General features: G+C 46.0%; 17 protein-coding genes. 1 reads left to right on the plus strand and 16 read right to left on the minus strand.

Annotation, left to right across the window (positions count from 1 at the left end; translation table 11 throughout):
* Positions 1 to 71: 71 nt before the first annotated feature.
* The 3 genes from hisF to hisH are packed head-to-tail and all read right to left on the minus strand — an operon-like array spanning position 72 to position 2,124.
* Positions 72 to 830 carry an imidazole glycerol phosphate synthase subunit HisF gene (gene hisF, locus ABS362_RS11335; RefSeq protein ID WP_350412596.1) on the minus strand — a complete coding sequence of 253 codons (759 nt, stop codon included), beginning with the start codon at positions 828 to 830 and terminating at the stop codon, positions 72 to 74.
* The gene (gene hisA / locus ABS362_RS11340; RefSeq protein ID WP_350412597.1) at positions 824 to 1,546 is read right to left on the minus strand and encodes a 1-(5-phosphoribosyl)-5-[(5-phosphoribosylamino)methylideneamino]imidazole-4-carboxamide isomerase; all 723 of its coding nucleotides are present in this window, start codon (positions 1,544 to 1,546) and stop codon (positions 824 to 826) included. The genes hisF and hisA overlap by 7 nt, the downstream gene beginning before the upstream one ends.
* Positions 1,543 to 2,124 (minus strand): imidazole glycerol phosphate synthase subunit HisH, encoded by a 582-nt coding sequence (gene hisH / locus ABS362_RS11345; protein WP_350412598.1) that lies wholly within the window; start codon positions 2,122 to 2,124, stop codon positions 1,543 to 1,545. The genes hisA and hisH overlap by 4 nt, the downstream gene beginning before the upstream one ends.
* Positions 2,125 to 2,696: 572 nt before the next feature.
* Here hisH and ABS362_RS11350 point away from each other — a divergent pair.
* Complete coding sequence (locus ABS362_RS11350) at positions 2,697 to 4,742, plus strand: S9 family peptidase (protein ID WP_350412599.1); 2,046 nt, start codon at positions 2,697 to 2,699, stop codon at positions 4,740 to 4,742.
* Between the two features lie 334 nt (positions 4,743 to 5,076).
* On the opposite strand, the gene ABS362_RS11355 is transcribed toward ABS362_RS11350, so the two are convergent.
* The 13 genes from ABS362_RS11355 to ABS362_RS11415 all read right to left on the minus strand — a co-directional run bounded on the left by ABS362_RS11355 (position 5,077) and on the right by ABS362_RS11415 (position 23,824).
* Entirely contained in the window at positions 5,077 to 6,087 is a 1,011-nt protein-coding gene (locus ABS362_RS11355) for a bifunctional 3-deoxy-7-phosphoheptulonate synthase/chorismate mutase (RefSeq protein ID WP_350412600.1), read from the minus strand.
* The gene (gene trpA, locus ABS362_RS11360; RefSeq protein ID WP_350412601.1) at positions 6,084 to 6,866 is read right to left on the minus strand and encodes a tryptophan synthase subunit alpha; all 783 of its coding nucleotides are present in this window, start codon (positions 6,864 to 6,866) and stop codon (positions 6,084 to 6,086) included. Before trpA ends, ABS362_RS11355 begins: the two co-directional genes overlap by 4 nt.
* Positions 6,856 to 8,046 carry a tryptophan synthase subunit beta gene (gene trpB, locus ABS362_RS11365; protein WP_350412602.1) on the minus strand — a complete coding sequence of 397 codons (1,191 nt, stop codon included), beginning with the start codon at positions 8,044 to 8,046 and terminating at the stop codon, positions 6,856 to 6,858. The genes trpA and trpB overlap by 11 nt, the downstream gene beginning before the upstream one ends.
* Before the next feature lie 142 nt (positions 8,047 to 8,188).
* Positions 8,189 to 8,821, minus strand: a complete 633-nt coding sequence (locus ABS362_RS11370) for a phosphoribosylanthranilate isomerase (RefSeq protein WP_350412603.1) — start codon at positions 8,819 to 8,821, stop codon at positions 8,189 to 8,191.
* Positions 8,818 to 9,633 carry an indole-3-glycerol phosphate synthase TrpC gene (trpC, locus tag ABS362_RS11375; protein ID WP_350412604.1) on the minus strand — a complete coding sequence of 272 codons (816 nt, stop codon included), beginning with the start codon at positions 9,631 to 9,633 and terminating at the stop codon, positions 8,818 to 8,820. Before trpC ends, ABS362_RS11370 begins: the two co-directional genes overlap by 4 nt.
* Before the next feature lie 41 nt (positions 9,634 to 9,674).
* Entirely contained in the window at positions 9,675 to 10,685 is a 1,011-nt protein-coding gene (gene trpD / locus ABS362_RS11380; RefSeq protein WP_350412605.1) for an anthranilate phosphoribosyltransferase, read from the minus strand.
* 7 nt (positions 10,686 to 10,692) lie between these two features.
* Positions 10,693 to 11,256: an anthranilate synthase component II gene (locus tag ABS362_RS11385; protein ID WP_350412606.1), complete on the minus strand. Its 564-nt coding sequence runs from the start codon at positions 11,254 to 11,256 to the stop codon at positions 10,693 to 10,695.
* 1 nt (position 11,257) lies between these two features.
* Positions 11,258 to 12,667, minus strand: a complete 1,410-nt coding sequence (locus ABS362_RS11390; RefSeq protein WP_350412607.1) for an anthranilate synthase component I family protein — start codon at positions 12,665 to 12,667, stop codon at positions 11,258 to 11,260.
* Positions 12,668 to 12,988: 321 nt separating this feature from the next.
* Positions 12,989 to 14,083 carry a bifunctional histidinol-phosphatase/imidazoleglycerol-phosphate dehydratase HisB gene (gene hisB, locus ABS362_RS11395; RefSeq protein ID WP_350412608.1) on the minus strand — a complete coding sequence of 365 codons (1,095 nt, stop codon included), beginning with the start codon at positions 14,081 to 14,083 and terminating at the stop codon, positions 12,989 to 12,991.
* A 240-nt stretch (positions 14,084 to 14,323) separates the two neighbouring features.
* Positions 14,324 to 15,373, minus strand: a complete 1,050-nt coding sequence (gene hisC / locus ABS362_RS11400) for a histidinol-phosphate transaminase (protein ID WP_350412609.1) — start codon at positions 15,371 to 15,373, stop codon at positions 14,324 to 14,326.
* Positions 15,374 to 16,654 carry a histidinol dehydrogenase gene (gene hisD / locus ABS362_RS11405; protein ID WP_350412610.1) on the minus strand — a complete coding sequence of 427 codons (1,281 nt, stop codon included), beginning with the start codon at positions 16,652 to 16,654 and terminating at the stop codon, positions 15,374 to 15,376.
* Positions 16,654 to 17,505 (minus strand): ATP phosphoribosyltransferase, encoded by an 852-nt coding sequence (hisG, locus tag ABS362_RS11410; protein WP_350412611.1) that lies wholly within the window; start codon positions 17,503 to 17,505, stop codon positions 16,654 to 16,656. Before hisG ends, hisD begins: the two co-directional genes overlap by 1 nt.
* A gap of 334 nt (positions 17,506 to 17,839) precedes the next feature.
* Positions 17,840 to 23,824 carry an MBG domain-containing protein gene (locus ABS362_RS11415; RefSeq protein ID WP_350412612.1) on the minus strand — a complete coding sequence of 1,995 codons (5,985 nt, stop codon included), beginning with the start codon at positions 23,822 to 23,824 and terminating at the stop codon, positions 17,840 to 17,842.
* Positions 23,825 to 23,883 lie beyond the last annotated feature (59 nt).

Below are 23,883 nucleotides of genomic sequence, written 5' to 3' on the forward strand. Positions count from 1 at the left end.
CTATAGTTTGCAACAGTGAGTCTGGAGACTCACGCACACGCTTAGGCACCGGAAAGATTCCGGCGCTAGAATTATATTCTTACGTCTACGCCCTGCTCTTTCAGGAAATTTTTCAGATCCGGAATCTCCAGTTCGCGGAAATGGAACAGGCTGGCAGCCAACGCAGCATCGGCATGCGCTTTTTCAAAGGCATCGGCAAAATGTTGCATCGTACCTGCTCCACCGGAAGCAATAACCGGAACCGTAACGGCTTCTGAAACTGCTTTCGTAATATCCAGCGCAAATCCTGCTTTGGTGCCGTCGTTGTTCATGCTGGTAAGTAAGATTTCTCCTGCGCCCAGTTCAACTACTTTTTTTGCCCAGTCTATAGTTGCATGTTCCGTTTCTATAGTTCCGGCGCGGGTATACACTTTCCAGCCGGTAGCTTCAGTATATTTCGTATCAATTGCCACCGTAACGCACTGACTCCCGAAACGGCTAGCCAGATCTTTTACAAGTTCCGGATTTTTGATGGCAGCTGAGTTGATGGATACTTTATCGGCTCCGGCCTGTAGTAAAACCTCTACATCAGACACAGCGCTAATACCGCCGCCAACTGTAAAAGGAATATCAATGTGGCGGGCTATATCTTTAACCAGTTCAGCAAAGGTTTTACGTTCTTCGTTAGTAGCGGTAATATCCAGGAAAACAAGTTCGTCGGCACCTTGGGCTGCATACCATTTGGCAAGTTCCACCGGGTCTCCGGCATCACGAATGTTTTCAAACTGTATGCCTTTTACACAGCGTCCGTCCTTTATATCGAGGCAGGGAATAATGCGTTTGGTTAACATATAAATCGCTCCAGGTCTTTTAATGAAATGGTACCTTCGTAAATAGCCTTGCCAATAATAGCACCTTTAACTCCGATTTCCTGCAATTGCTCCAGGTCATCTATAGTTGTAACGCCGCCGCTGGCAATAACCTGCGCATTTGGCAAGGTAAGCTTCAGGTGCTTGTATGTGTTGATTGATGGCCCCTGCAGTTTTCCGTCTTTGCTTACATCGGTGCAAATAAAAATACGGGCCCCGGTTTTAAGGTAACCCGACATGAAATCCTGCAGTGGGTATTTACTTTCTTCGGTCCAGGCAGAGATGGCAATGTTGGTCCCTTTAAAATCAGCCCCGATGATAATCTTTTCAGCGCCAAAGTTAAACAACCATTCTTTTACAGTTTCAGGCTCACGTACGGCGATGCTGCCAGCTGTTATCTGTGTAGCTCCTGCATCAAAAGCCTGTTTTAGCGCTTCATCAGATTGCAGCCCGCCACCGAAATCTATAGTTAAATTAGTATTGGCTGCTATAGTCTCGAGCACGGCCAGGTTCACCGGTTTTTTTGCTCTTGCGCCATCCAGGTCCACTAAATGCAGACGTTTTATACCTGCAGCTTCAAAGCGTTTGGCTACATCTAAAGGGTTGCTGTCGTAAGTGGTTTGGCGGGAAAAGTCGCCTTCGGTAAGGCGCACGCACTGTCCGCCAATTATGTCTATCGCTGGGATGATCTCCATCATAAGGCTAAAAAGTTTTTGAGGATTTGTGAGCCGGCAGGGCCACTCTTTTCCGGGTGAAACTGCGCTGCGTAAAAGTTTTTATAGTGTAAGGCTGCTGAAAAAGGCTCCGGGTAAGACGATTGCGCAATAGTATACTCGCTCACCGGCACATAATAACTGTGCACATAGTAAGCATAGTCGCCTTCATTTATACCTGCGAACAACGGTGAAGCAAGTTGCTCTAACTGGTTCCAGCCCATGTGCGGCACTTTCAAATCAATCTCAAACCGTTTTACCGGCAACGGAATGATGCCTAACAGATCGGTATTGCCTTCTTCGGAGTGCTGACAAAGCAACTGCATGCCCAGGCAAACACCAAAAAATGGCTGCTCCAGCGTTGGCAACAGTTTATCCAGGTTACGGGCCTTCAGCTGCGCCATCGCCGATGAAGCTTCGCCTACTCCCGGAAAGATCACCTTATCGGCTGCCTTTATAGTTTCGAAATCAGCGCTCAGCGTGGCCTGCACGCCCAACCGTTCCAGCGCAAACATCACCGACTGCACATTACCGGCCTTGTAATCAACTATAACTAAGTTCATTCTTTATAATTATGAATTAGAAATTACGAATTATGAATGTAACAGGGCTACAACCATAATCTATAGTTCTTGTTTACTGTTTATTTATCATTAAGCTATAGTTTAGCTGTTACGGATTTGTAACTCTGCTCTTCCGGATTTGCAATCCGGAAGTATTTACTATCAGGATTTGTAATCCGACTCTAAGAATGATCCGCTTTTTATCTGAACTATTAGCCTGTGCTTTTGCGGATTACAAATCCGCGAATACTATACTTTCGGATTGCAGATCCGAAAAAGCTATATTTTTGAGCTATAGTTTAAATCCTGTCTATCCTTTTTAATCCTGCAAATCCTGATCTAAAACAAAAAAGCCTGACTCGTTTCGGAGTCAGGCTTTTGAATATCTATAGTTATATACTATAAGCTAATCCATAGGCAGGCGGCTCCGAAACTGTTGCTTCGTGCATGATGATGGTGCATATGAGCCATTGTGCCTTTCATTGCTGCAAATATAGAATAACTATAGTTTACTACCTAAAAAATATTGAGATCTCTTCGTGTAACTATAGCATTTCGGCTACATTTGGATTATGAAAAAGATACTTCTACTTGCTGGAGTGTTTGCCGTGGGTATGGCGCAGGCACAACAGCGCATGACCCCGGAACTGCTCTGGAAACTGGGGCGTGTTTCAGCTGAGACCGTTACACCCGACGGCAGATCGGTGATATATGGCGTGAGCTATGTTAACATGGATGAGAACAGCAGCGAGCGCAATCTCTACCAGTTACCTGTAACTGGTGGCAAGCCTACGCAACTAACCTCCACCAAAGGTGGCGAAAGTATAGTGCACATCGACAAAGCCGGAACTATAGTTTATCTGCACAAAGGGCAACTATGGCAGCTTACCGGTGGCAAAGGCGAGCCAAAACAACTGACTAACTTTGAAGGCGGCCTGAGCAATGTGCGCTTCTCACCTGATGGAAAACACATCATGTTCTCCAGCGAAGTGGAAGTAAAGAAAATGCACAGCTCGGATCTTTATCCTGAACTAAAGAAAGCCAATGCCTATGTATACGACAACCTGAACTACCGCCACTGGGATACCTGGGAAGACGGCAAATTCAGTCACGTTTTCTTTGCTCCTTATAACGATGGTAAGATTGGTACGCCAACCGACATCATGAAAGGCGAGCCGCACGATGCACCGCAAATGCCTTTCGGTGGCAAGGAAGACATGATCTGGACATCGGATAGCAAAGCGATACTATATGTAACTAAAAAGAAGTTCGGAAAGGATTACGCTGTAAGCACCAATACCGACATTTACCGTTACGACCTGGCCTCTGGTAAAACCACCAACCTGACAGAAGGAAACCCGGGTTACGATACGCATCCTGAGTACAATGCTGATGGTTCTAAACTGGCCTGGCTGGCAATGGATGAAGACGGAAACGAAGCCGACCAAAATGAGCTTATAGTTACCGATACCAAAACCGGCCAGAAATATAACCTGACCAAAGACTGGGACGAAACTATAAACTCCTTTACCTGGAGCAAAGACGGCAGCAAGATCTGGTTTGTAGCGCCTACCAAAGGCACTATTCAACTATACGAAATAGCACTTCCGAAAAACTTAGGCAAGTTCTCTGCAAAAAACATTAAACAGGTAACCAAAGGCCAGTTTGACGTGAGTAGCATAGTTGGACAATCAGGAAACAACCTGATTGTGACACGCACCGACATGAACCATGCACCGGAACTATACAGAGTTGATCTGAAATCAGGTAACCTGACGCAGCTGACCACGGTGAACGAGCCGATCTATAGCAAATTAGAGAAAAGCAAAGTAGAGCCGCGCATCACAAAAGCCAGCGATGGCAAAGACCTGTTCTCGTGGGTAGTTTATCCGCCAGATTTTGACCCGAACAAGAAATATCCGACACTGCTTTACTGCCAGGGCGGTCCGCAGTCGGCACTGACGCAATTCTACTCTTACCGCTGGAACATGCAACTAATGGCAGCCAATGGCTACATCGTTATCGCGCCAAACAGACGCGGTATGCCGGGCCACGGCGACGAGTGGAACCGCCAGATCAGCGGTGACTGGGGTGGGCAGCCTATCCGCGATTACCTTACTGCCATTGATGACTTGGCTAAAGAAAAGTATGTAGACAAAGACAGACTTGGTGCTGTGGGTGCAAGCTACGGTGGTTACTCGGTGTTTATGCTGGCCGGTCTGCACGATGGTCGCTTCAAGACTTTTATTGCACACGACGGTTTGTTTGATATGCGCAGCTGGTATGGCACTACCGAAGAGCTTTTCTTTGCCAACAACGAACTGAAAGGTCCTTACTGGGAAAACAAAGCTCCTGCAACTTACAAAGAGTATAACCCGATCGAGCAAGCCAACAAATGGGATACACCGATTCTTATAGTTCAGGGTGGACAGGATTTCCGGGTTGGTATCGAGCAGGGCTTACAGGCATTCCAGTTAGCACAACTGAAAGGCATTAAGAGCCGCCTGTTGTACTTACCGGATGAAAACCACTGGGTACTGCAGCCGCAAAATGCCATCGTTTGGCAGCGTGAGTTCTTTAAATGGTTAGATGAAACATTGAAACCAGCGAGCAACTAAAACTAAAAGCCCGGTACTTAATTGCACCGGGCTTTTTTCTTTACAGACCTCGCGGCGTCTTTACGACCCGCGAGCGTCTAATACTACGAAGCAAAGGCCTATCCTAAGCCAGACGCTCGCAGGAGCTGCGCACGCTGCGAGGTCTTAAAAATAATTCTAGGCATGCGTATGTAATCCGACTTGTCCAGAGGCCCAACTATAGTTCGAGATACTGTCCCCTTGAGGACAAGTGAGAACGAGAGTTCGAAACTTGCGACCATTAGTCAATAGGGGTGTTTACTCGTGCATGATCAACATCCCCCTACCCCCTTCAAAGGGGGACTTTTGCTAGCGCTTAAAAACTCTCACGCAAACTATACGCCTGTCGCATTCTTTTTATCAGTCTCTCCGATTCTTTGAAGTTTACCGTTTGCTGTCCATCCGAGAAAGCTTCTTCCGGCTTCTGATGTGTTTCGTAGATAACGCCATCGGCTCCGGCCATTACTGCAGCCAACGACATTTCTTCTACATAATCGCGTAGGCCGATGCCATGCGATGGATCAACTATAACCGGCAGGTGGGTTTTGGCTTTAAGCACTGGTACAGCATTCAGGTCCAGCACGTTACGGTAAGCGTTTTCGTAAGATCTGATGCCGCGTTCACACAGCATGATCTTCTCATTTCCGTTCGAGAAGATGTATTCGGCAGCTTGCAAAAGTTCTTCTATAGTTCCGGAAATGCCACGTTTCAACAACACCGGTTTCTGCGCTTCGCCTAAAGAGTCCAGCAAATTAAAGTTCTGGCTGTTACGGGCTCCAACCTGGAACACATCCACAAAATCAACCATATCCTCAATTTGCGAAACCTGCATTACTTCTGTTATAATCTTGATGCCATTCTCGCGGCAAATGCGGTGAAACATCTGCAAGCCTTCCAGCCCCAATCCACGGAATGCATAAGGCGAGCTACGCGGTTTGAAAACACCACCGCGCATGATCTTCACGTTATTCTCTACCAGGTGCTGCACCACCAGCTCAATTTGCTTTTCGCTTTCGATGGAGCACGGACCAGCCATGATACTGAACTGACCTTCACCGATCACTACGCCATCACCCAAGTCAATTCGGGTTGGTTCTACTTTCCATTTGCGGGAGATCAGCTTATACTCATCCGACACGCGGTGAATGTCTGCCACGCCGGGTAATTGGCCAATAGTACGGATATCAAAATCCTTCTTGCCAATACCAACTATATAATGGCCTTCCTGGGTCAGCACTTCGTTGCCTTTAAAACCAACAGCCTTTATCTGCTGCAGGATGTTCTCTTTGAGTTCAGCAGGTATACCTTGCTGCAATTGTATGATCATACTTCTTGTTTAATGCTTTGGATAAATGTCTGGATGTTTTGCTGCAGGCTACCTTCCTGGGCTAGCGCCTTTATAAATGCACTGCCGATGATGGCGCCTCGCGCATGGTTGCAGGCCTGCGAAAACGTATCGCGGTTGTGAATTCCAAAGCCAATCATGCCCGGATTTCGGAGCCCCATCTGCCCTACCCGCTCAAAATAATCGGTGTTGACTACTGCATTACCATTGGTGCTACCCGTTACCGATGCCGACGAAACCATATACACAAAACCATTCGTATGGCTATCGATCTCGCGGATGCGCTGCTCCGGTGTCTGTGGCGTTATCAGGAATATCTTGCTCAGGTTATGCTGCTCAAACAAAGCCTTGTATTCCCGCACATAGTCCGATAAAGGCAGATCCGGAAGGATAATGCCGTCTACACCGATCTCTTTAGCTTTCAGTAAAAAGCGCTCCATACCGTACTGCATCACCGGATTCAGGTAACCCATCAGTACCAACGGAATCTGCGTGTGCTGACGGATATCTTTTAACTGCTCAAACAATTTCGGAATGGTCATGCCATTGCGAAGGGCAACTTCGCTGCTTTGCTGTATAGTTGGTCCGTCAGCTAAAGGGTCCGAAAAAGGCATTCCAACTTCTATCAGATCCACGCCATTTTTCTCCAACTCCAGGATGATCGGTACAGTATCTTCCAGGTTTGGGTAACCTGCCGTGAAGTAGACAGACAGCAGCCCCTGCGGCTTTTTTTCGAAAAGGTTCTTGATTCTATTTTCCATGCAGCTCAAATCTGTCTAGGTAGGTGGTTAAATCTTTATCGCCGCGACCAGACAGGTTCACAACTATAACTTCATCGGGCTTAGCTCCGATTCTGCCAAGTGCAGCCAGGGCGTGTGCACTTTCCAGGGCAGGAATAATGCCTTCCAGCCTTGTCAGTTCCAGCACGGCCTGTAGCGCTTCGTCGTCGGTTATACTTTCGAAAATAGCTCTGCCAGATTGGTGCAGGTGTGCGTGCAACGGCCCAACTCCCGGGTAATCCAGACCAGCAGAAATAGAATATGGCTCTGTTACCTGACCGTCTTCTGTCTGCATCAGTAAGGTGCGGCTGCCGTGTATGATTCCTTCACGACCTAATACTGAAGTAGCTGCCGACTCACCGGAATTTACACCTAAACCAGCTGCCTCTACGGCTACCAGTTTTACTTCCGGGGTGTCCAGGTAATGGTAAAAAGCACCCGCTGCATTGCTGCCACCGCCAACACAAGCCACCACATAATCCGGGTTCTCGCTGCCGGTTTTCTCCATCAGCTGCGCTTTAATCTCTTTTGATATCACGGATTGGAAACGGGCCACCATATCCGGGTACGGGTGGGGACCAACTACAGAACCAATGATATAGTAAGTATCTTCCGGGTTATTGATCCAGTCGCGGATGGCTTCGTTGGTAGCGTCTTTCAGGGTTTTACTGCCGCTGGTGGCAGGCACCACGGTGGCACCTAACATTTTCATTCTGGCAACATTAGGTGCCTGACGTTCAATATCTACTTCACCCATATACACGATGCACTTCAGGCCCATTAAAGCACAAACCGTAGCTGTAGCCACACCATGTTGCCCTGCACCGGTCTCAGCTATAATTCGTTTTTTTCCAAGTCGCTTTGCCATCAGTACCTGGCCAACCGTGTTGTTAATTTTGTGTGCGCCGGTATGGTTCAGGTCTTCGCGCTTGAGGTAAATGTTGGTATTATATTTCTCAGACAGGCGTTTGGCAAAATACAGCGGCGTAGGCCGGCCAACATAATCTTTTAGCAACAGTTGCATTTCTTCCTGAAACTCCGGCTCAGCCATGATCTTCAGGTAATTCTGGCGCAGCTCCTCCACATTCGGATACAGCATTTCTGGTACATAAGCACCACCGAATTTGCCGTAAAAGCCGTTTTCGTCAACGTTATAATTCATGTTTTAGACGTTAGATTTTAGACGTTAGACACAAGACTAATATGTGGCTGTTGTCATTTATACTTTAGCTGTCATTTCGACCGGCGGGAGAAATCTGATACTTTTTTGATTCAGATCTCTCCTATCGTCGAGATGACAGTTTTTAATTCTTCTCTTTAATAAAACTGATCAGCTCCTTTACTTGCTCCACATCCTTCACCCCCGGCTCCAACTCAAAGCCGCTGTTCACATCAAGGGCAAACGGTTTCGGCCGGATCCTTTCAAATTCCCTGCTCTTCAGGTTCTCCAGGTTTAGTCCGCCACTCAGGAAGTAGGATTTTGGTGACAAATAGCCTTTCAGGATCTCCCAGTCGAAAACAGTACCATTGCCGCCATAGTTGTTGCCCCGCGTATCGAACAGGAAATAATCACAGCTTCGCTCATAGAGTAGCGTATTTTCAAAAACAAAACTGTCGTCAACCGAGAAAGCCTTTATTACTTCAATTCCAGAGTCCTTAATCTCCTGGCATTGCCTGGGAGTTTCGCGGCCGTGCAGCTGTACCAAATCAAGATTATAATTGCGTACGGTATGCAGTATAGTTTCCGTAGTTTCATTCACAAATACACCTACCTTTTTTATAGTTGCCGGCAGTTCCGCCAGAAGATCAGGAGTAATAGAGTTCTGACAGTAGCGTTTGGAGCCTTCGTAAAAGATAAAGCCCATAAAGTCTGGCTCTAATGCTGCAACCTGCCTAATATTCTCCGGGTCGCGCATGCCGCAAACTTTTACCTTCATGCTACTTGTTGTTTTAACTCCTGTAATTGACGTAGTTCTTTTATAAAAGCTGCTGCAGCACGCTCAGGACGACTATCAGTCATAAAGGTCTCCCCGATCAGAAAACCATTGTAGCCTGCCTGCTGCAAATCCACCAGCGACTGCGCCTGGCTTAAGCCACTTTCAGAAACCTTGGTAATGCCCTGCGGAATGTACTGTGCCAACTCAAACGATAAGCCAATATCGGTCTTAAATGTTTTCAGGTTGCGGTTATTCACGCCAACTATAGTTACATGCTCATTCAACGACTCGTCAAGTTCTTCTTTATTATGAACTTCAAGCAGCACTTCTAAACCCAATGATCGAGCAAAAGCGGCTAACTCTTTCAACCGCGCAGATTCCAGTGCGGCAGCAATCAGCAGTATGGCATCCCCTCCGATAGATTTCGCTTCCACGATCTGGTACTCATCCACTGTAAAGTCCTTGCGCAGGATCGGGCAGTAATTGAATTTTCGGGCTATAGTCAGGTCTTCATTTTTCCCTCCAAAATAGTTAGAGTCAGTAAGGATTGATAAAGCAGAAGCACCTGCCTGCATATAACCAATTGAAGTGCGCTCTACCGACACGTAAGGGTTTATATCGCCTTTAGACGGAGACTTCCGCTTGATCTCAGCTATGATGCCGCTTTTATCCGGGCGCAACAGGTAACGCTCCAGCGAAAGGCACGGTGTTTCAAAATACAGGCTTTTTTCCAGCAACTTTACTGGGTATAGTTCTTTGCGTTCAGCTACTTCTTTGTATTTATGAGCAATAATTTCGTCTAGTATATTCATGACTTTTGAGTTGTAAGTTTGAGATGTAGGGATTAAAAAAATTAAACCGCTACCACATTTTTATCATTTACTAACTTGTTAAATAAACTATAAGCCCTTCCTGATTCAAGTGTTTCTTTAGCCAGCGCAACAGCATCAATAGTTTTAAATTCAGGCCGCGCACATTGGATGGCCATTCCTGCATTAGCGGCAACTACAGCATTTTGAGCAGCTGTTCCTTCTCCTTTCAGCACCTTCACAAATATTTCAGCTGATTCGGTTATACCTGCTCCGCCTTTTATCTGCTCATGTTGAAGCCTTTTTAAACCAAGTGCTTCTGCATCCAGCAGTGATTCTTCCTTATCGGAAATTACTTTAAAAGGACTGGTCAGGGAGATTTCGTCGTAGCCATCTAAACTATGGATGATGCTGTATTTAACTTCAGGCTGCTGCTGATACAGGTAACTATACATGCGGGCCAGCTCTAAACTATAAACGCCTACCATCTGCAGCTTCGGGAAAGCAGGATTTACCATCGGACCCAGCATGTTAAAGAAGGTTTTTACAGCCAGGTCTTTCCTGATCGGGCCAACACTTTTCATGGCTGGGTGGAACAGCGGCGCGTGCAAAAAGCAGATATTATAGTTGTCTATGCTTCGCTCCAGGGCATCTGTATCTGTGGTAAACTTTATTCCTAGCGCCTCGAGTACGTTGGATGATCCGCAGGAAGACGAAACCCCATAGTTACCGTGTTTCGCAACAGGTATGCCATTGGCTGCCACTACAAAAGATGAAAGCGTGGAGATATTAAAGGTATCCTTGCCATCGCCGCCTGTACCGCAAAGGTCAATCGGGTTATAAGCACTTAAGTTTACGCGGTGGCAAAGCTCCAGAAGTGCATTACGGAAGCCTTCCAACTCATCCACAGTAATGCTGCGCATCATATATACTGTCAGAAAGCTTGATATCTGGTTCTGATTATACTTACCAGCGGCAATATTAACCAGCACCTCACGCGCCTGCTCCTTGCTCAGTGTTTTATGTTCGAATAAATGGTTTAGTATCTCTTTCATGTTGCGTCTAGCTTTCTAACCAATTTTTAATCATTTCCTTGCCATGCTCCGTCAGCACCGATTCGGGGTGGAATTGTACGCCTCGTACATCATATTCTTTGTGTCGTAGCGCCATGATATTTCCTGTTATATCAACTGCAGTCGGTTCCAGGCAATCGGGTAAATTCTGCTCCACAAGCCACGAGTGATAGCGGCCGGTATTGAATTGCTTTGGCAGGTTATTAAAAAGCTTTTCCTGTTCACAGATAACTCTGACCGGGGTAGCTATGCCGTGCCATACTTCGTTGCTGTTAAACAACTTGCCGCCGTATACTTCGCCTATTGCCTGATGTCCCAGACATACACCGAACAGGCTTTTGGTAGGACCGAATGTTCTTATGATCTCTTTCAGCATACCGGCTTCATCTGGTATTCCTGGTCCTGGCGAAAGCATGATCTTGCTATAGTTGCCAACTTCTTCTAAAGTGGTTTTGTCGTTGCGTCGAACCGTTACGTCGGCTCCCAACTCCTGCAGCAGGTGCACCAGGTTATAAGTAAATGAGTCGTAGTTGTCGATTACCAGTACTTTCATCTTAGTTGATCTCCTGTGCTATAGTTAGTGCTTTGCGTAAAGCCATCAGTTTATTGTCTACTTCCTGCAACTCACTTTGTGAGTCGGAAGCAGCTACAATGCCCGCGCCTGCCTGGTAGTATAGTTTGTAATCTTTGCTCAGGAAAGAGCGAATCATGATGGCGCTGTTGAAGTTGCCGTTAAAGTCCATGAAGCCGATACAGCCGCCGTAAAAAGCACGGTTTGTAGTTTCGTATTTGTCTATCAGTTGCATGGCTTTGTGTTTGGGTGCACCGGAAAGCGTACCGGCCGGAAATGTACTGGCAACCATTTTAAGAGCGTCTTCCTGTTTATGCAGCGTGCCACTTACTTTAGACACCAGGTGAATGACGTGCGAGTAGAATTGTATCTCGCGGAAGGTCTCTACTTTTACACTATGGCCGTTGCGGCTCAGGTCGTTTCGGGCAAGGTCTACCAACATCACATGCTCGGCATTTTCTTTCGGGTCGGCTAATAATTTTTCAGCCAAAGCAGCATCTGCGGCATCATCACCGGTCCTCCTGAAAGTACCTGCAATCGGGAAAATACTTGCCTTCTGATCTTTAATAACCAACTGTGCTTCCGGTGAAGAACCGAAGATCTTGAAGCTGCCATAATCGAAGTAGAACAGGTAAGGCGACGGGTTGATTGAACGAAGTGCGCGGTAAACATTAAATTCATCACCCTTAAAAGCCTGCTCAAACCTGCGCGACAATACCAGCTGAAACACATCGCCACGGTAGCAGTGCTGTTTTGCCTTTTCAATATTTTCCAGGAAATCCTCAGCGCTGATGTTATAATTTTCTTCACCATCTGTCCGGAAACTATAGTTTGGGATGTTGCGGCTATTCAGCAGAGCTTCCAGTTGCGCAATACCATCATCATCGCCTTGGTTATAGTTGTGCGCAAAAATGTAAGCTTCGTTAGTGAAGTGATTGATAGCGATGATGTGGCGGTAAACGGCATAATAGATATCCGGAATGCCGGTACGATTTTCACGAAGGTTAAGATCGATGTCTTCATAATAGCGCACGGCATCATAGTTCATGTAGCCAAACAAGCCATTATTTATAAAGCTGAAACTGCTTTTTTCTACTTCAAAACTCTGGGCAAAAGCAGCCAGCTGGCCTGGCACATCTGTGTCTTTAGTTATCGTTTCCTGCACTACATTGCCATCCGGAAACTGCATTGTCAGCTGCTCATTTTCGGCTTTTATAGTTGCCATTGGGTTGCAGCAGATATAGGAAAAGCTGTTCTCGGCACCATGATAATCAGAGCTCTCGAGTAAAATACTGTTCGGGAATCTGTCGCGCAGTTTCAGGTACACACTTACCGGGGTCAGCGTATCGGCCAGCAGGCGTTTGTAGGTAGTAGTTAATTTATAGTTTCGCATGGTTCTGGTTTGGGCTAAAAATAAAAAAAGGCCTGCTGTTCAGGTGAACAGCAGGCCTTTGATACCTTTGGCTATAGACTTTGTTATCTCATCAATAACTGCATAGCCGGTCTGTTCACGATACTTTGAGTAACGTGCCACCACCATGCAGTAAGATGAAGATTCTGGATCATGTTCTTTTTAAAGTCGCAGCGCTTATAGTTGCGATGTCACAAATGTAAGCCCTGATTTTACAAAAGCAAACTATACTTCGTTTTTATTTTTAAACTATAGTTAGCCAGCTTACACAAAGGACAATCAAAAATACTGATTATTAAACTACTATAACACCCCTTTGGTTGACGGCAGTGTATTGTCGTTGGGGTTACGGTGCACGGCCATACGGATGGCTTTGGCAAAAGCTTTAAAGATAGCCTCTATCTTGTGATGCTCGTTCTGCCCTTCTGCTTTAATGTTCAGGTTTGATTTTGATGTATCAGAGAACGATTTGAAAAAGTGAAAGAACATTTCGGTTGGCATATCCCCTACTTTTTCACGTTTAAACTCTGCTTCCCATACTATCCACGGACGGCCGCCAAAATCAATGGCCACCTGGGCCAGCACATCATCCATCGGCAGTAAAAAACCATAGCGTGTAATGCCTTTTTTATCGCCTAAAGCAGCCAGAAAAGCTTCGCCAAGGGCGAGCCCGGTATCTTCAATGGTATGGTGCTCGTCAATATGCAGGTCACCTTTTACAGCTATAGTTAAGTCCACATTACCATGGCGGGCCAACTGCTCCAGCATATGGTCGAAAAAACCAAGCCCGGTCTTGATATCTGATTTTCCGGTGCCGTCAAGGTTCAGGTCTATCAGGATGTCGGTTTCGGAAGTTTGGCGGCGTATAGTTGCCTTGCGTGGCGGCAGTTTCAGGAAACTATAGATCTCATCCCAATCGTTGGTATTCAGGGCTGCTTCATCGCTTTCAAATTCAGCCAACAAAATAGCTTTTGAGCCAAGGTTTTTGGCCAGCTGCACATCAGTCAAACGGTCACCGATCACGTAACTGTTGGCCAGGTCGTACTCACCTTCCAGGAATTTTTTCATCATACCGATGCCCGGTTTGCGTGTTTCCAGTCCTTCGTGCTCAAAACTGCGGTCTATCAGGATATCCGAAAACTCAATGCCTTCACTTTTAAGGATGTCCAGCATCTTGTTTTGGTACGGCCAAAAGGTATCTTCCGGGTAAGAATCGGTGCCTAAGCCATCCTGGTTGGTAACCATCACAAACTCGTAGTCGAGCTCAGTAAATATTTTGTGCAGGTTGCGGATCACCTTAGGGATAAACTCAAACTTCTCAAAAGAGTCTACCTGGTAATCGGTCTTCGGCTCAACCAAAATGGTACCGTCACGGTCTATAAATAATGCTTTTTTCATTTTCTTTCTATGCCTTTGTGACAAAGGAATGTGTGACAAAAGAACAACTATAGCTGTTTCGGATTTGCAATCCGGAACCATTTAACTGCGGATTTGTAATCCGCTTTGTTGCTTTTAGCTACCGCCTATGCTAGTGCGGATTACAAATCCGCTGGTCATAAACTTTCGGATTGCAAATCCGAAAGAGCGTAAGGCGTATAGTCTTTTGTCCTTTGTCAAACGGTCCTTTGTCTAATATTTCTAAATTTCAAAATTTGACATTGCCTGATATAGTTGCTGGTTCTCGTCGGTGGTGCCAACGGATATGCGCAGGCAATTCTGGCACCCGGGCACGCTGGAGCGGTTGCGCGTTACAATTCCTTTATCTAACAGGTAACGATACAGAGCGTTGGCGTCCTTTACTTTTACAAGTATAAAATTGGCGTCAGATGGATACAATTTCTCAACGATAGGCAGGGTTGACAAAGCCGATTCCAGCATCTGCCGTTCCTGGATGATCTCTTCGATCATGTACTTCAGTTGCTCGTCCTGGTCTAATGCTTTCAGCGCCAGGTCCTGTGTAGCTTCGTTTATGTTGTACGGAGGCTTAATCTTGTCGAGCAGGGCGATGATCTCTTCGGATGCAAAGGCCATACCCAGGCGCAAGCCAGCCATTCCCCAGGCTTTGGAGAAAGTCTGCAGTACAACCAGGTTCGGAAAATCCTGCAGGCGCGTGGTCCAGCTTGGCTCATCCGAAAAATCAATGTACGCTTCGTCAACTATAACCAGCCCGTCAAAATTATCGAGAACTGCTTCGATGTCTTCCGATCTGATAGAATTACCAGTCGGGTTATTAGGCGAGCAGATAAATATCAGTTTTGTTTCGGGCTTCACATTTCGTAACACATCGGCCACCGGTATCTGGAAATCCGCAGTCAGCTGCACTGTATCAAGCTGCACGTCGTTCAGGTTAGCCGAAACTTCGTACATGCCATAGGTTGGCGGTAAAAACAGAGCGCGGTCCTGGCCCGGACGACAAACCATTCGGAACAGCAAGTCTATTGCTTCGTCGGAGCCATTGCCCAGGAAAATCTGCGATGGCTTCACTCCTTTTATAGTTGCTATTTTGCTTTTAAGGGCTTTCTGGTGAGGGTCCGGGTAGCGGTTATAGTTGTTGCCAGCAAGGCTACCAAGGTTATTTTCGTTGGCATCCAGGTACACGCTGGCAGTGCCTTTAAATTCGTCGCGGGCCGAGGCGTAAGGTTTCATGCGCCATACATTCGGCCTAACTATACTTTGTAAGTCAAACATCTATAGTTTCTTTAATCGGATACTTACTGCATTTTTGTGTGCCTGCAACCCTTCGGCTTCGGCCATAACTTCTATTGTTCTGCCAATGTTCTGCAAGCCTTCTGTTGTGATATGCTGGAACGTGATTTTCTTAACAAAACTATCCAGCGACACGCCGCTGTAAGCACGGGCATAGCCATTGGTCGGCAAGGTATGGTTTGTACCGGAAGCATAATCACCGGCCGCTTCGGGTGTATAGTTGCCCAGGAAAACCGACCCAGCATTCACCACGCCATTGGCTATAGTTTGCAGATCTTTAATGGCCAAGATCAGATGCTCGGGTGCATACAGGTTCGAGTAATCCAACATCTGCTGTGCGTCTTCTAAAACTATAGCCATGCTGTTATCCAGTGCCTGCGCCGCAACTGCTTCGCGTGGGAGTTCCTGTAGTTGCTTCTCAATTTCAGCTATCACCTGGTCAACTATAGTTTCGGATGTGCTCAGCAATACCACCTGCGAATCTGGACCGTGCTCGGCCTGCGAAAGCAGATCAGCAGCTACAAAAGCAGGATCAGCCGTTTCATCGGCCATCACCAGCACTTCCGACGGACCTGCCGGCATATCAATGGCCACACCCAGTTGCGTAACCATCTGCTTCGCCATAGTTACATACTGGTTTCCCGGACCAAATATCTTACTTACAGCCGGCACACTTTCCGTACCAAACGCCATAGCAGCTACGGCTTGTGCGCCACCTGCTTTTACTATAGTTTCTATGCCAAGTAAAGCAGCTGTGTACCGGATAGCCGGGTGAATAGTACCTTCTTTGGATGGCGGCGTGCAAAGTACAATCTGCTTACAACCAGCAATCTTAGCCGGAATCCCAAGCATCAACAGCGTAGAAAAAAGCGGGGCCGTGCCACCCGGAATGTAAAGTCCAACCTTCTCGATGGCGACACTTTTGCGCCAGCAATTAACGCCGGGCATCGTTTCAACAACAGGCATCTGCTCGGCCTGCTGCAAATGGAAAAGTTGTATGTTGCTGTAAGCCTGCAAAATGGCAGCTTTCAGCTCCGCACTTACTTCATTTTCAGCAGCAGCCAGTTCTTCGGGAGTAGCCAGTAAAGCATCAGGTCGCTTGCCATCATATTTTTCGGCCAGTTGATACAAGGCTTCGTCACCCTGCTCCTGCACCAACTTGAAAATGCTGCGTATAGTAGGCTCCAGTTCCTGCAGGTCTTTTACAGGGCGCTTTGCCAGCTCGGACCAAACTATAGTTTCCGGGTAAAGTAGCTTTTTCATCAGATGATCATTTTCTCGATTGGAACAACCAATATGCCCTGTGCGCCGGTAGCTTTTAGTTTCTCGATGATATCCCAGAAATCGTCTTCATTTACAACCGAGTGCAGCGAGCTCCAGCCTTCTTCCAACAACGGCAATACAGTTGGCGATTTTACACCAGGCAACAGTTTCGATATCTCGGCTACTTTATCGTTAGGGGCATTCAAGAGGATATATTTGGAGCGCTGAGAACGCTGTACGGCGTTTATCCGGAACAACAGTTTCTCCAGTATCTCACGCTTTTCATCACTCAGCTCTTTATTAGCTATTAATACGGCCTGCGATTTAAATACACGCTCCACTTCCTTCAGGCCATTGCTGATAAGGGTGCTACCGGAGCTAACTATATCACAGATCGCATCTGCCAGGCCTATACTTGGGGCTATTTCTACTGACCCGCTTATAGTATGAATGTTGGCCTGCACGCCTCGCTCTGTCAGGTAAGACTGTAAAAGATTCGGGTAAGAGGTAGCGATGTTTTTCCCGTTCAGGTCTTCGATAGAACTATAGTTGTCGGCTTTCGGAACGGCCAGCGACAGGCGGCATTTAGAAAAACCGAGTTCTTCAACGGTCAGGTCCTGCATGCCTTCTTCTACCAGCACGTTCTGGCCAACTATACCAATGTCAGCCACACCGTCGGCTACATAACCTGGTATATCATCGTCGCGAAGAAAGAGTATCTCCAGCGGAAAATTGGTTGATTCTGTTTTAAGTTTCAGGCTGCTGCTGATGAAAGAAATTCCGCACTCACGGATAAGTTTAAGCGAATCGTCACTGAGTCTGCCTGATTTTTGGATAGCTATACGAAGCATATAATTTGTTCTGAAAATGAAAATAAAGGCGATCTATACCCTGCTTCCTGCAACGTATAAAATGGGTGTACACCCAACGGGGGCTATATGTTTATATGATTCCTCTTACGAGGAATGATGGAAATGATGTACGTGCGCAGCAGTACCACAGGCAACAGAAGTTGCCGGAGTAGAAAGGATGCTATGTAACGTGGTGTTGCGCATTGTATGCTGCAAAAGTAAGCAGGATTTTGGTTTAAACTATAAAGTGCTGGAAAAGTTTTGGATCTGAATAAAAATAAAGTGCCGGCCTCCATAAGAAACCGGCACTTTATAGTTTGGGAGTTAAACTAACTTATTTACTCAGCAACATCTTAATCGATCTGGCTCCGGATGGTGTTACAAGCCGGGCTATGTAGATACCTTTTGATAAATTGTTGCCATCAAACTCGTACTCATAAACCTTACCGGCTTTGGCTACACCCATGTCTATTTTTTTAATGAGGGAACCTCGCATATCATAAACTTCCAAAATATAGCTTTCTTCTTTTTCAAGGCTGAAAGCGATCGTTGTTCTGTCGGTGAATGTGTTCGGATAATTGTAGAACTCGGTTGTTTCCACGGCTTTGGCCACTTCCAGCTTAGTACCTTTCGAAGTAGATTTAACTTCATGGATTACGATAGAGCCCCCGACGAGTTTTGTGTCATCGCCGAGCTCTGCGTTCTCTGCTGCGCCTTTTCCGTTATCATAGATCACATTTCCGCCACTCCAGATCTTGATCCTGAACTTGTCGTATCCTCCACCGCCATATACCTGGCCATCGGTAGCTGCAACCATAAAGTTAAATGTTCCGGAAAGGCCGGCTATAGTACCAGTACCTTTGTATGTTGCTTTGGCACCTGATATTACCAGCGTTCCGGCATCGTGAGCAGAACTCTTAAAGTTGATGTTACCTGACTGGAACTGGAACTCGGTATTGCCTTCAACCTGGCTACTACCTTTCTTGTATTTGGCCACAAATCCGAAGTTTGCTTTACCGGTAGCTTCAGAGCCAACCAGCGATCCTGCTGTAGAATTGATCCAGCCTCCGCCGGTTACAAACCCGCCATCCGGGTCGTAAACTGGCAGATAAACCACAGGAGATACAGAGCAGCTTCCCCCTCCTGCCGATACCGTAACTGCATACACATTAACTGCAAGCTTACCCAGGTTAAAGGTGGCCACACCTGATGCATTACTTACAGCAGTGGCTTTAACTACACCTTCAAACATGAGATCAACAGTTACACCTGCAATATCGGTAGCGCCATCTTTTACAGTAACATTAATGATGACATCTTCATGGATACTGCGCGGGATACTGGCGTCGCTGGCATCAAGACTAAGGCCGTTGATGGTAAGTACTCCGTCTACATAAGTAGGCGTATAGTTGCTGAGTTTAGGGTCGTTACTGGCCGGAACTACGCTTGTGCCACTGATAGTATAGGTTGCTGAAATTACTTCCCCAGGAACTGCTCCCGAAACATTGCAATTATAATCAGTCAACGGATCGGCCTGACCGCAGTATTTGCTCATGCTTGGTGCCGTTATAGTGAGCGGTGCCGGCGTAATATCGGCGGTTGTGGCTACTGATAAAGTACTTAGTTTATAGTTTGCATTGTTGATAGCTACATTAGCGGTAACCGGCTTGTTTGTGCCAACATCTTTGTTATTAAACCTTGCATTGCTTACCGTTACCTCCACTATATCATTACCAATTACATCAGCAGCAGGTACGTTACCAGTTGCACTGGCCTCATCATTACCGTTGTACATTTTGTTACCGGCTGTAATCTGTGCAGTTATCCCTTTAGGCGCTATAGTTGCGTTTGCGATGCTAACATTTCCTAAACTATAGTTGTCTTTATCGGCACCACTAAGCGAAACCGTAGCGCTTACTGTTCTGTCGCCTGCATTAGCCGAACTGAACGCAGCATTTGTTATAACTGTCGTTACTTCGTCACCGGAAATCATACCATTTAAGGTAGCTGTTGTACCAGGTGCATTTGTGTTGCCATCGTAAACTTTACCCGGGTTAGCTAATGTTGCTGTCAGTTCTTTTGGCGCGATAACCAGTGTGCCTGTAGCACTTTCTGCCGCATAGTTACTGTTATTCAGCGCAGCTGTAACTGCATAAGATCTGGCTGCTTTCGGCAGTGCTGCTGCACCATTGTAAGTAACTGTTACGGCAATATTTTCCGGAGAAGTCGTAACTACAGCACCTTGCTCAAGACCGTTATAAACCTTGCTCAGACCGGTTAAAGCTATAGTGGCAGGAGCCTGTGTAATGGTCAGTACCGCATCATTTTTAGTTACAGTATAGTTACCCAGCTTATTGTCAGGGTCATTTAAGCTAACTGTAATCGGGTATGGACCAACGTCAGAGCCTTGTTGTGCAGTGGTGCTATAGTTTGCCGTTATGTTGTCGTTATTTTTAACACCGGTCAGTACACCATCAAGCACAGGGTTAGCAATTCCGTAAATTCGGGTTTTAATGTTTGCTGTGGCTGTAAGTGTAGCTTTGGTTATTTCGAAGCTGGCCGGGTTGTAGGTAATATCGTAGTTGGTTAGCGCTGTAGCTGGATTTAAAGTTGCGCTGATCGCGTAATTTCCTACATTTTCACCTGCTGCGCGATTGTAGTTAGCTGTTATGCCATCAGCAGCGATAAAGCCATTTAAAGTGCCCTGCAAATCCGGATCATCTTCACCATAAACTTTTGAGTTAGCCGAAGGGCTTACCGATGCAGGTTTTCGGGAGATGCTGGCTGTAGTCGTGGATACTGAGGTCAGGTTATAGTTGTCTTTATCGGCGCCGCTCAGCGATGCACCTGTTAAGGTTACTGTTTTGCCTGTGCCAGCATTTTTATCCGCAAATGTAGCTGTTCCGTCCGTCAGCCCTACTTCATCAGGACTGATAACACCTGCCAGACTTAAACCATTTATATTAGCAGTTTCGTTGCCATCATACTCCTTATTAGCAGCCGTGAACGAGCCTGTTATGTCTTTTGCTGTGATGTTAGCCGTAGTTGATGCCGAGGTATTGCTCAAACTATAGTTAGTATTGCTGATAGTTACATTTGCCGTAACAGTTTTACCCTGCCCGGCATTCTTAGTATCAAATTTGGCATTGCTTACAGTTACTTCCACATTATCATTGCCAACTACATCAGCAGCAGGAACGCTACCGTTTGCGCTTGCCACATCGTTACCGTCATATACCTTATCAGAAGCCGAGATAGAAGCTACCAGAGATTTTGGTGTGATGGTGAATAGCGCACCTGGAGCGAGGCTCAGTGTATAGTTGCTGCCCAGGCTTAACGAGCCCAAAGTAACAGTATATGTGTTCACATTTTCACCCGGTGCGCGTTGCAGTTCACCGTCAAAGTTATCGCCGGTAATTACTGAGCCGGAGCTTACAGTATAGGTCAGTTCCGGATCAACGGAGCCATAGACTTTACTTTTTGCATCAGCAGCTACGGTAACAGCACGTGGCGTAACAGTAAAATAAGCGCCGACATAGGTTAGCGTATAGTTTGCTGTAGCTGCTAACGTGTTTTGTGTAATGGTATAGGCTGCTACATCATTTCCGGGATCTCTTGCTAATACGCCGGACAACTGGTCATTATTAACCAGGTTGCCTGCGGTTATCTGATAGGTAAATGTAGCCGGGTCGTTCTCTCCGTAAACTTTGGTCTGGCCGGCATCTGCAGTTATGGTTATTGGCCGTTCAGTTATAGTTAACGTGCCATTGTTTTTCACAACCGTATAGTTAGCCAGTGTGGCACCTGTTACTTCCGGAACTATAGGATATGTTCCTACTCCAGAAGCTGCGTCAGCAGCAGAACCAGCTGTTACAGCAAAACTCTCGCCCTGAACATTGCCGCTAACTATAGAACCCGCAAATGCAGGGTTCTGGTCTCCGTAAATTCTGGTAGCATTAGAAGCAGCTATAGTTAATGTAGCTTTGCCTATAGTAAAAGTTTTGCTGTCATATGATGGTTCGTGGTTGGCGCCGCCGGCAAAACTATAACTGGCCGTAGCATCACCTGCATTAGTGTTGTTGCTGTAAGTAGCCCCAGGCGAAAGGTTAAGACCGCCTGCGCCTGTAACGCTAACCGTGGCAGGCTCAATTGGTGCACCTGTATAAGTGAACGAACTGCCATTTATGGTAATAACTGTCTGAGATGGAGCTTTAGCAATAGTGAAAGAATTGCTGACCGGTGCGGCTGCATAGTTCGGGTTATCAAGCGACACCTCATAAGTATAGTCTCCTGCATTAACCACTGCTGAGGCCTGTACTTCGTTGCTATGCTGGAGATACTTAACCGACACACCAGCTAAACCGGAAGGTACAGTTGAAACGGTTATTGGTTGCGCTGCGCCATTATAAACTTTACCGGTAACATCAGAAACAGCAAAACTTGCTTCTGCTTTATTGATGATGAGTGTGCCGGTAGCCTGAGCTGCGTTATAGTTTGTGTTTTCTGCAAAAGTGGCCAGCACCTCGTAAGATCCTGCATTGGTTGGCGCTGCTACAATTGTTTCGCCTTGTTTGTAAGTTACGGTTGCAGAGCCCAGGTTAGTACTGTTTACTCCTGTTACTTCAGCACTGGTTATAGTTTTCGCATTACCATCATATGTATAAGGTCCACCAACTGTAAGGTTTACAACCGGACTAGCTTTTAATACATTTATAGTTACAGATGCCTGCGCCTGGTTATAGTTTGTAGTTGCAGCAGCGGTAACGGTAAGTGTTTGCCCATTGCCAGCGTCAAGTACTGTGTTCAAAGCCGTTAAATAAGTAAGAGCGCCATCGCCTGCTGATAATATGGCATTAAGCTGAGTTGCAGAAAGTGCTGTTCCGTAGGTTATGTTGGCTGGATTATTCCAGGCTATAGTTTGGTTGGCTTTATTAATGATGAGTGTGCCGGTAACAGGTGCTGCGGTATAGTTTGCATTAGTTAGTACAGCTTTTACATCATAGGTACCTGCGTTTACAGGCGCATTTGTGGTAAAACTGCTCTCATCGGCATTTTCTGGTTTGTAGCTTATAGTTACTCCGGTTAATCCAGCAGGGTTTGTGGTGGCAGTAGCGGTTTTAGGACTGCTATTATAGGTGTGTTCTAAATCTGATAAAGTTATAATAGCTTCAGCCTTAATAATAGTCAACTGAGCACTTCCATTACTACTTAAATAACTTCCATCCTCTGCAAAACTTGCTGAAATCTTATTAGCATGTACTCCTACATTAATTCCATTAACTGAAATATCAGCCAGTGTAGCAACTCCATCAACTCCTGTAAATGCTGATCCGACAGAGTTCCCGTCTAAAAGGAAAAATATTTCTCTATTCGCAATAGGTAAGGAGTTGGATTGTAAAACTGCTGAAAGTGATGTAGTACCCGCAAACTGACTTGTAGCTGAATTAACAGTTAACGAAGTTGTTAACTTATTAATACTAACTAGAGGTTGTGAAGCACCTGTAGCTAGGGTGCCTAATGCATTGCTAAAGTCCATACCGATATTGCCAGTTGCTTCAGTCGTGAATTCATAGTTCCCTGCAGTATTGGGATTATTCGATTTGAACTCAAGTGTTAAGGTATTTTGTCTTGTTAACCTGTCAGAGTTTTTGTCAGCTGTGATACCAATATATCTATCTGTAGAATTGTAACCATTAATATAACCATTAGTACCTGCCAGGTTCCATGTTCCAGAAGCAGTAATATTTATATCAGACGGTGTTCCAAAACTTGCAGGGAGCTTAATTCTAAATGAACCTAACTGAGGATTACCAGAAGTAGCTTCATTCTTAATTGTTATTCTATAAGTTTGATTACTAGCCGAGACATTCCCTGTGCTTGGGCTAATAGTAGCCGAGAAAGGGCCATTATCCGTAAAATAAGCCAACCCCTGATAGCCAGTTTGCTTACCATCAACTATAACCGTAAACTTAGTACCCAGATGCCGCTCTTCAATAGGATACTCGATCCGCCAGGTACCATCGGCATTAACTTTAGTATCATGGTAACTATGATGGTGATCATGGGCAGGGTCTTCTTCCAGGTGAATATCAACTAAGCTATCCAGTTTCCAGCCTGTGCCTGTTATGATGGCAATCTCTCCTGGAGCATAGTCATCCTTATCTGAGGTTACGGTTGGAACAGCCAGGCCAGCATTGGTATAGACATTTTGTGCCTGAACACCAACCAGGGCGAACAACATAAAAATCAGGATCAGCAACAATCGCTGATAAGCCTGATTTAAATATGAGTTTTGAATGAGTAAACTTCTTACATACATAGTGTAAAGGGTTATTTATAACTGTAAAACTGAACTTCATTTAACTCACCATAGCTATA

The organism is Pontibacter populi (assembly GCF_040278685.1).
In the GTDB taxonomy this organism is placed as follows: domain Bacteria; phylum Bacteroidota; class Bacteroidia; order Cytophagales; family Hymenobacteraceae; genus Pontibacter; species Pontibacter populi.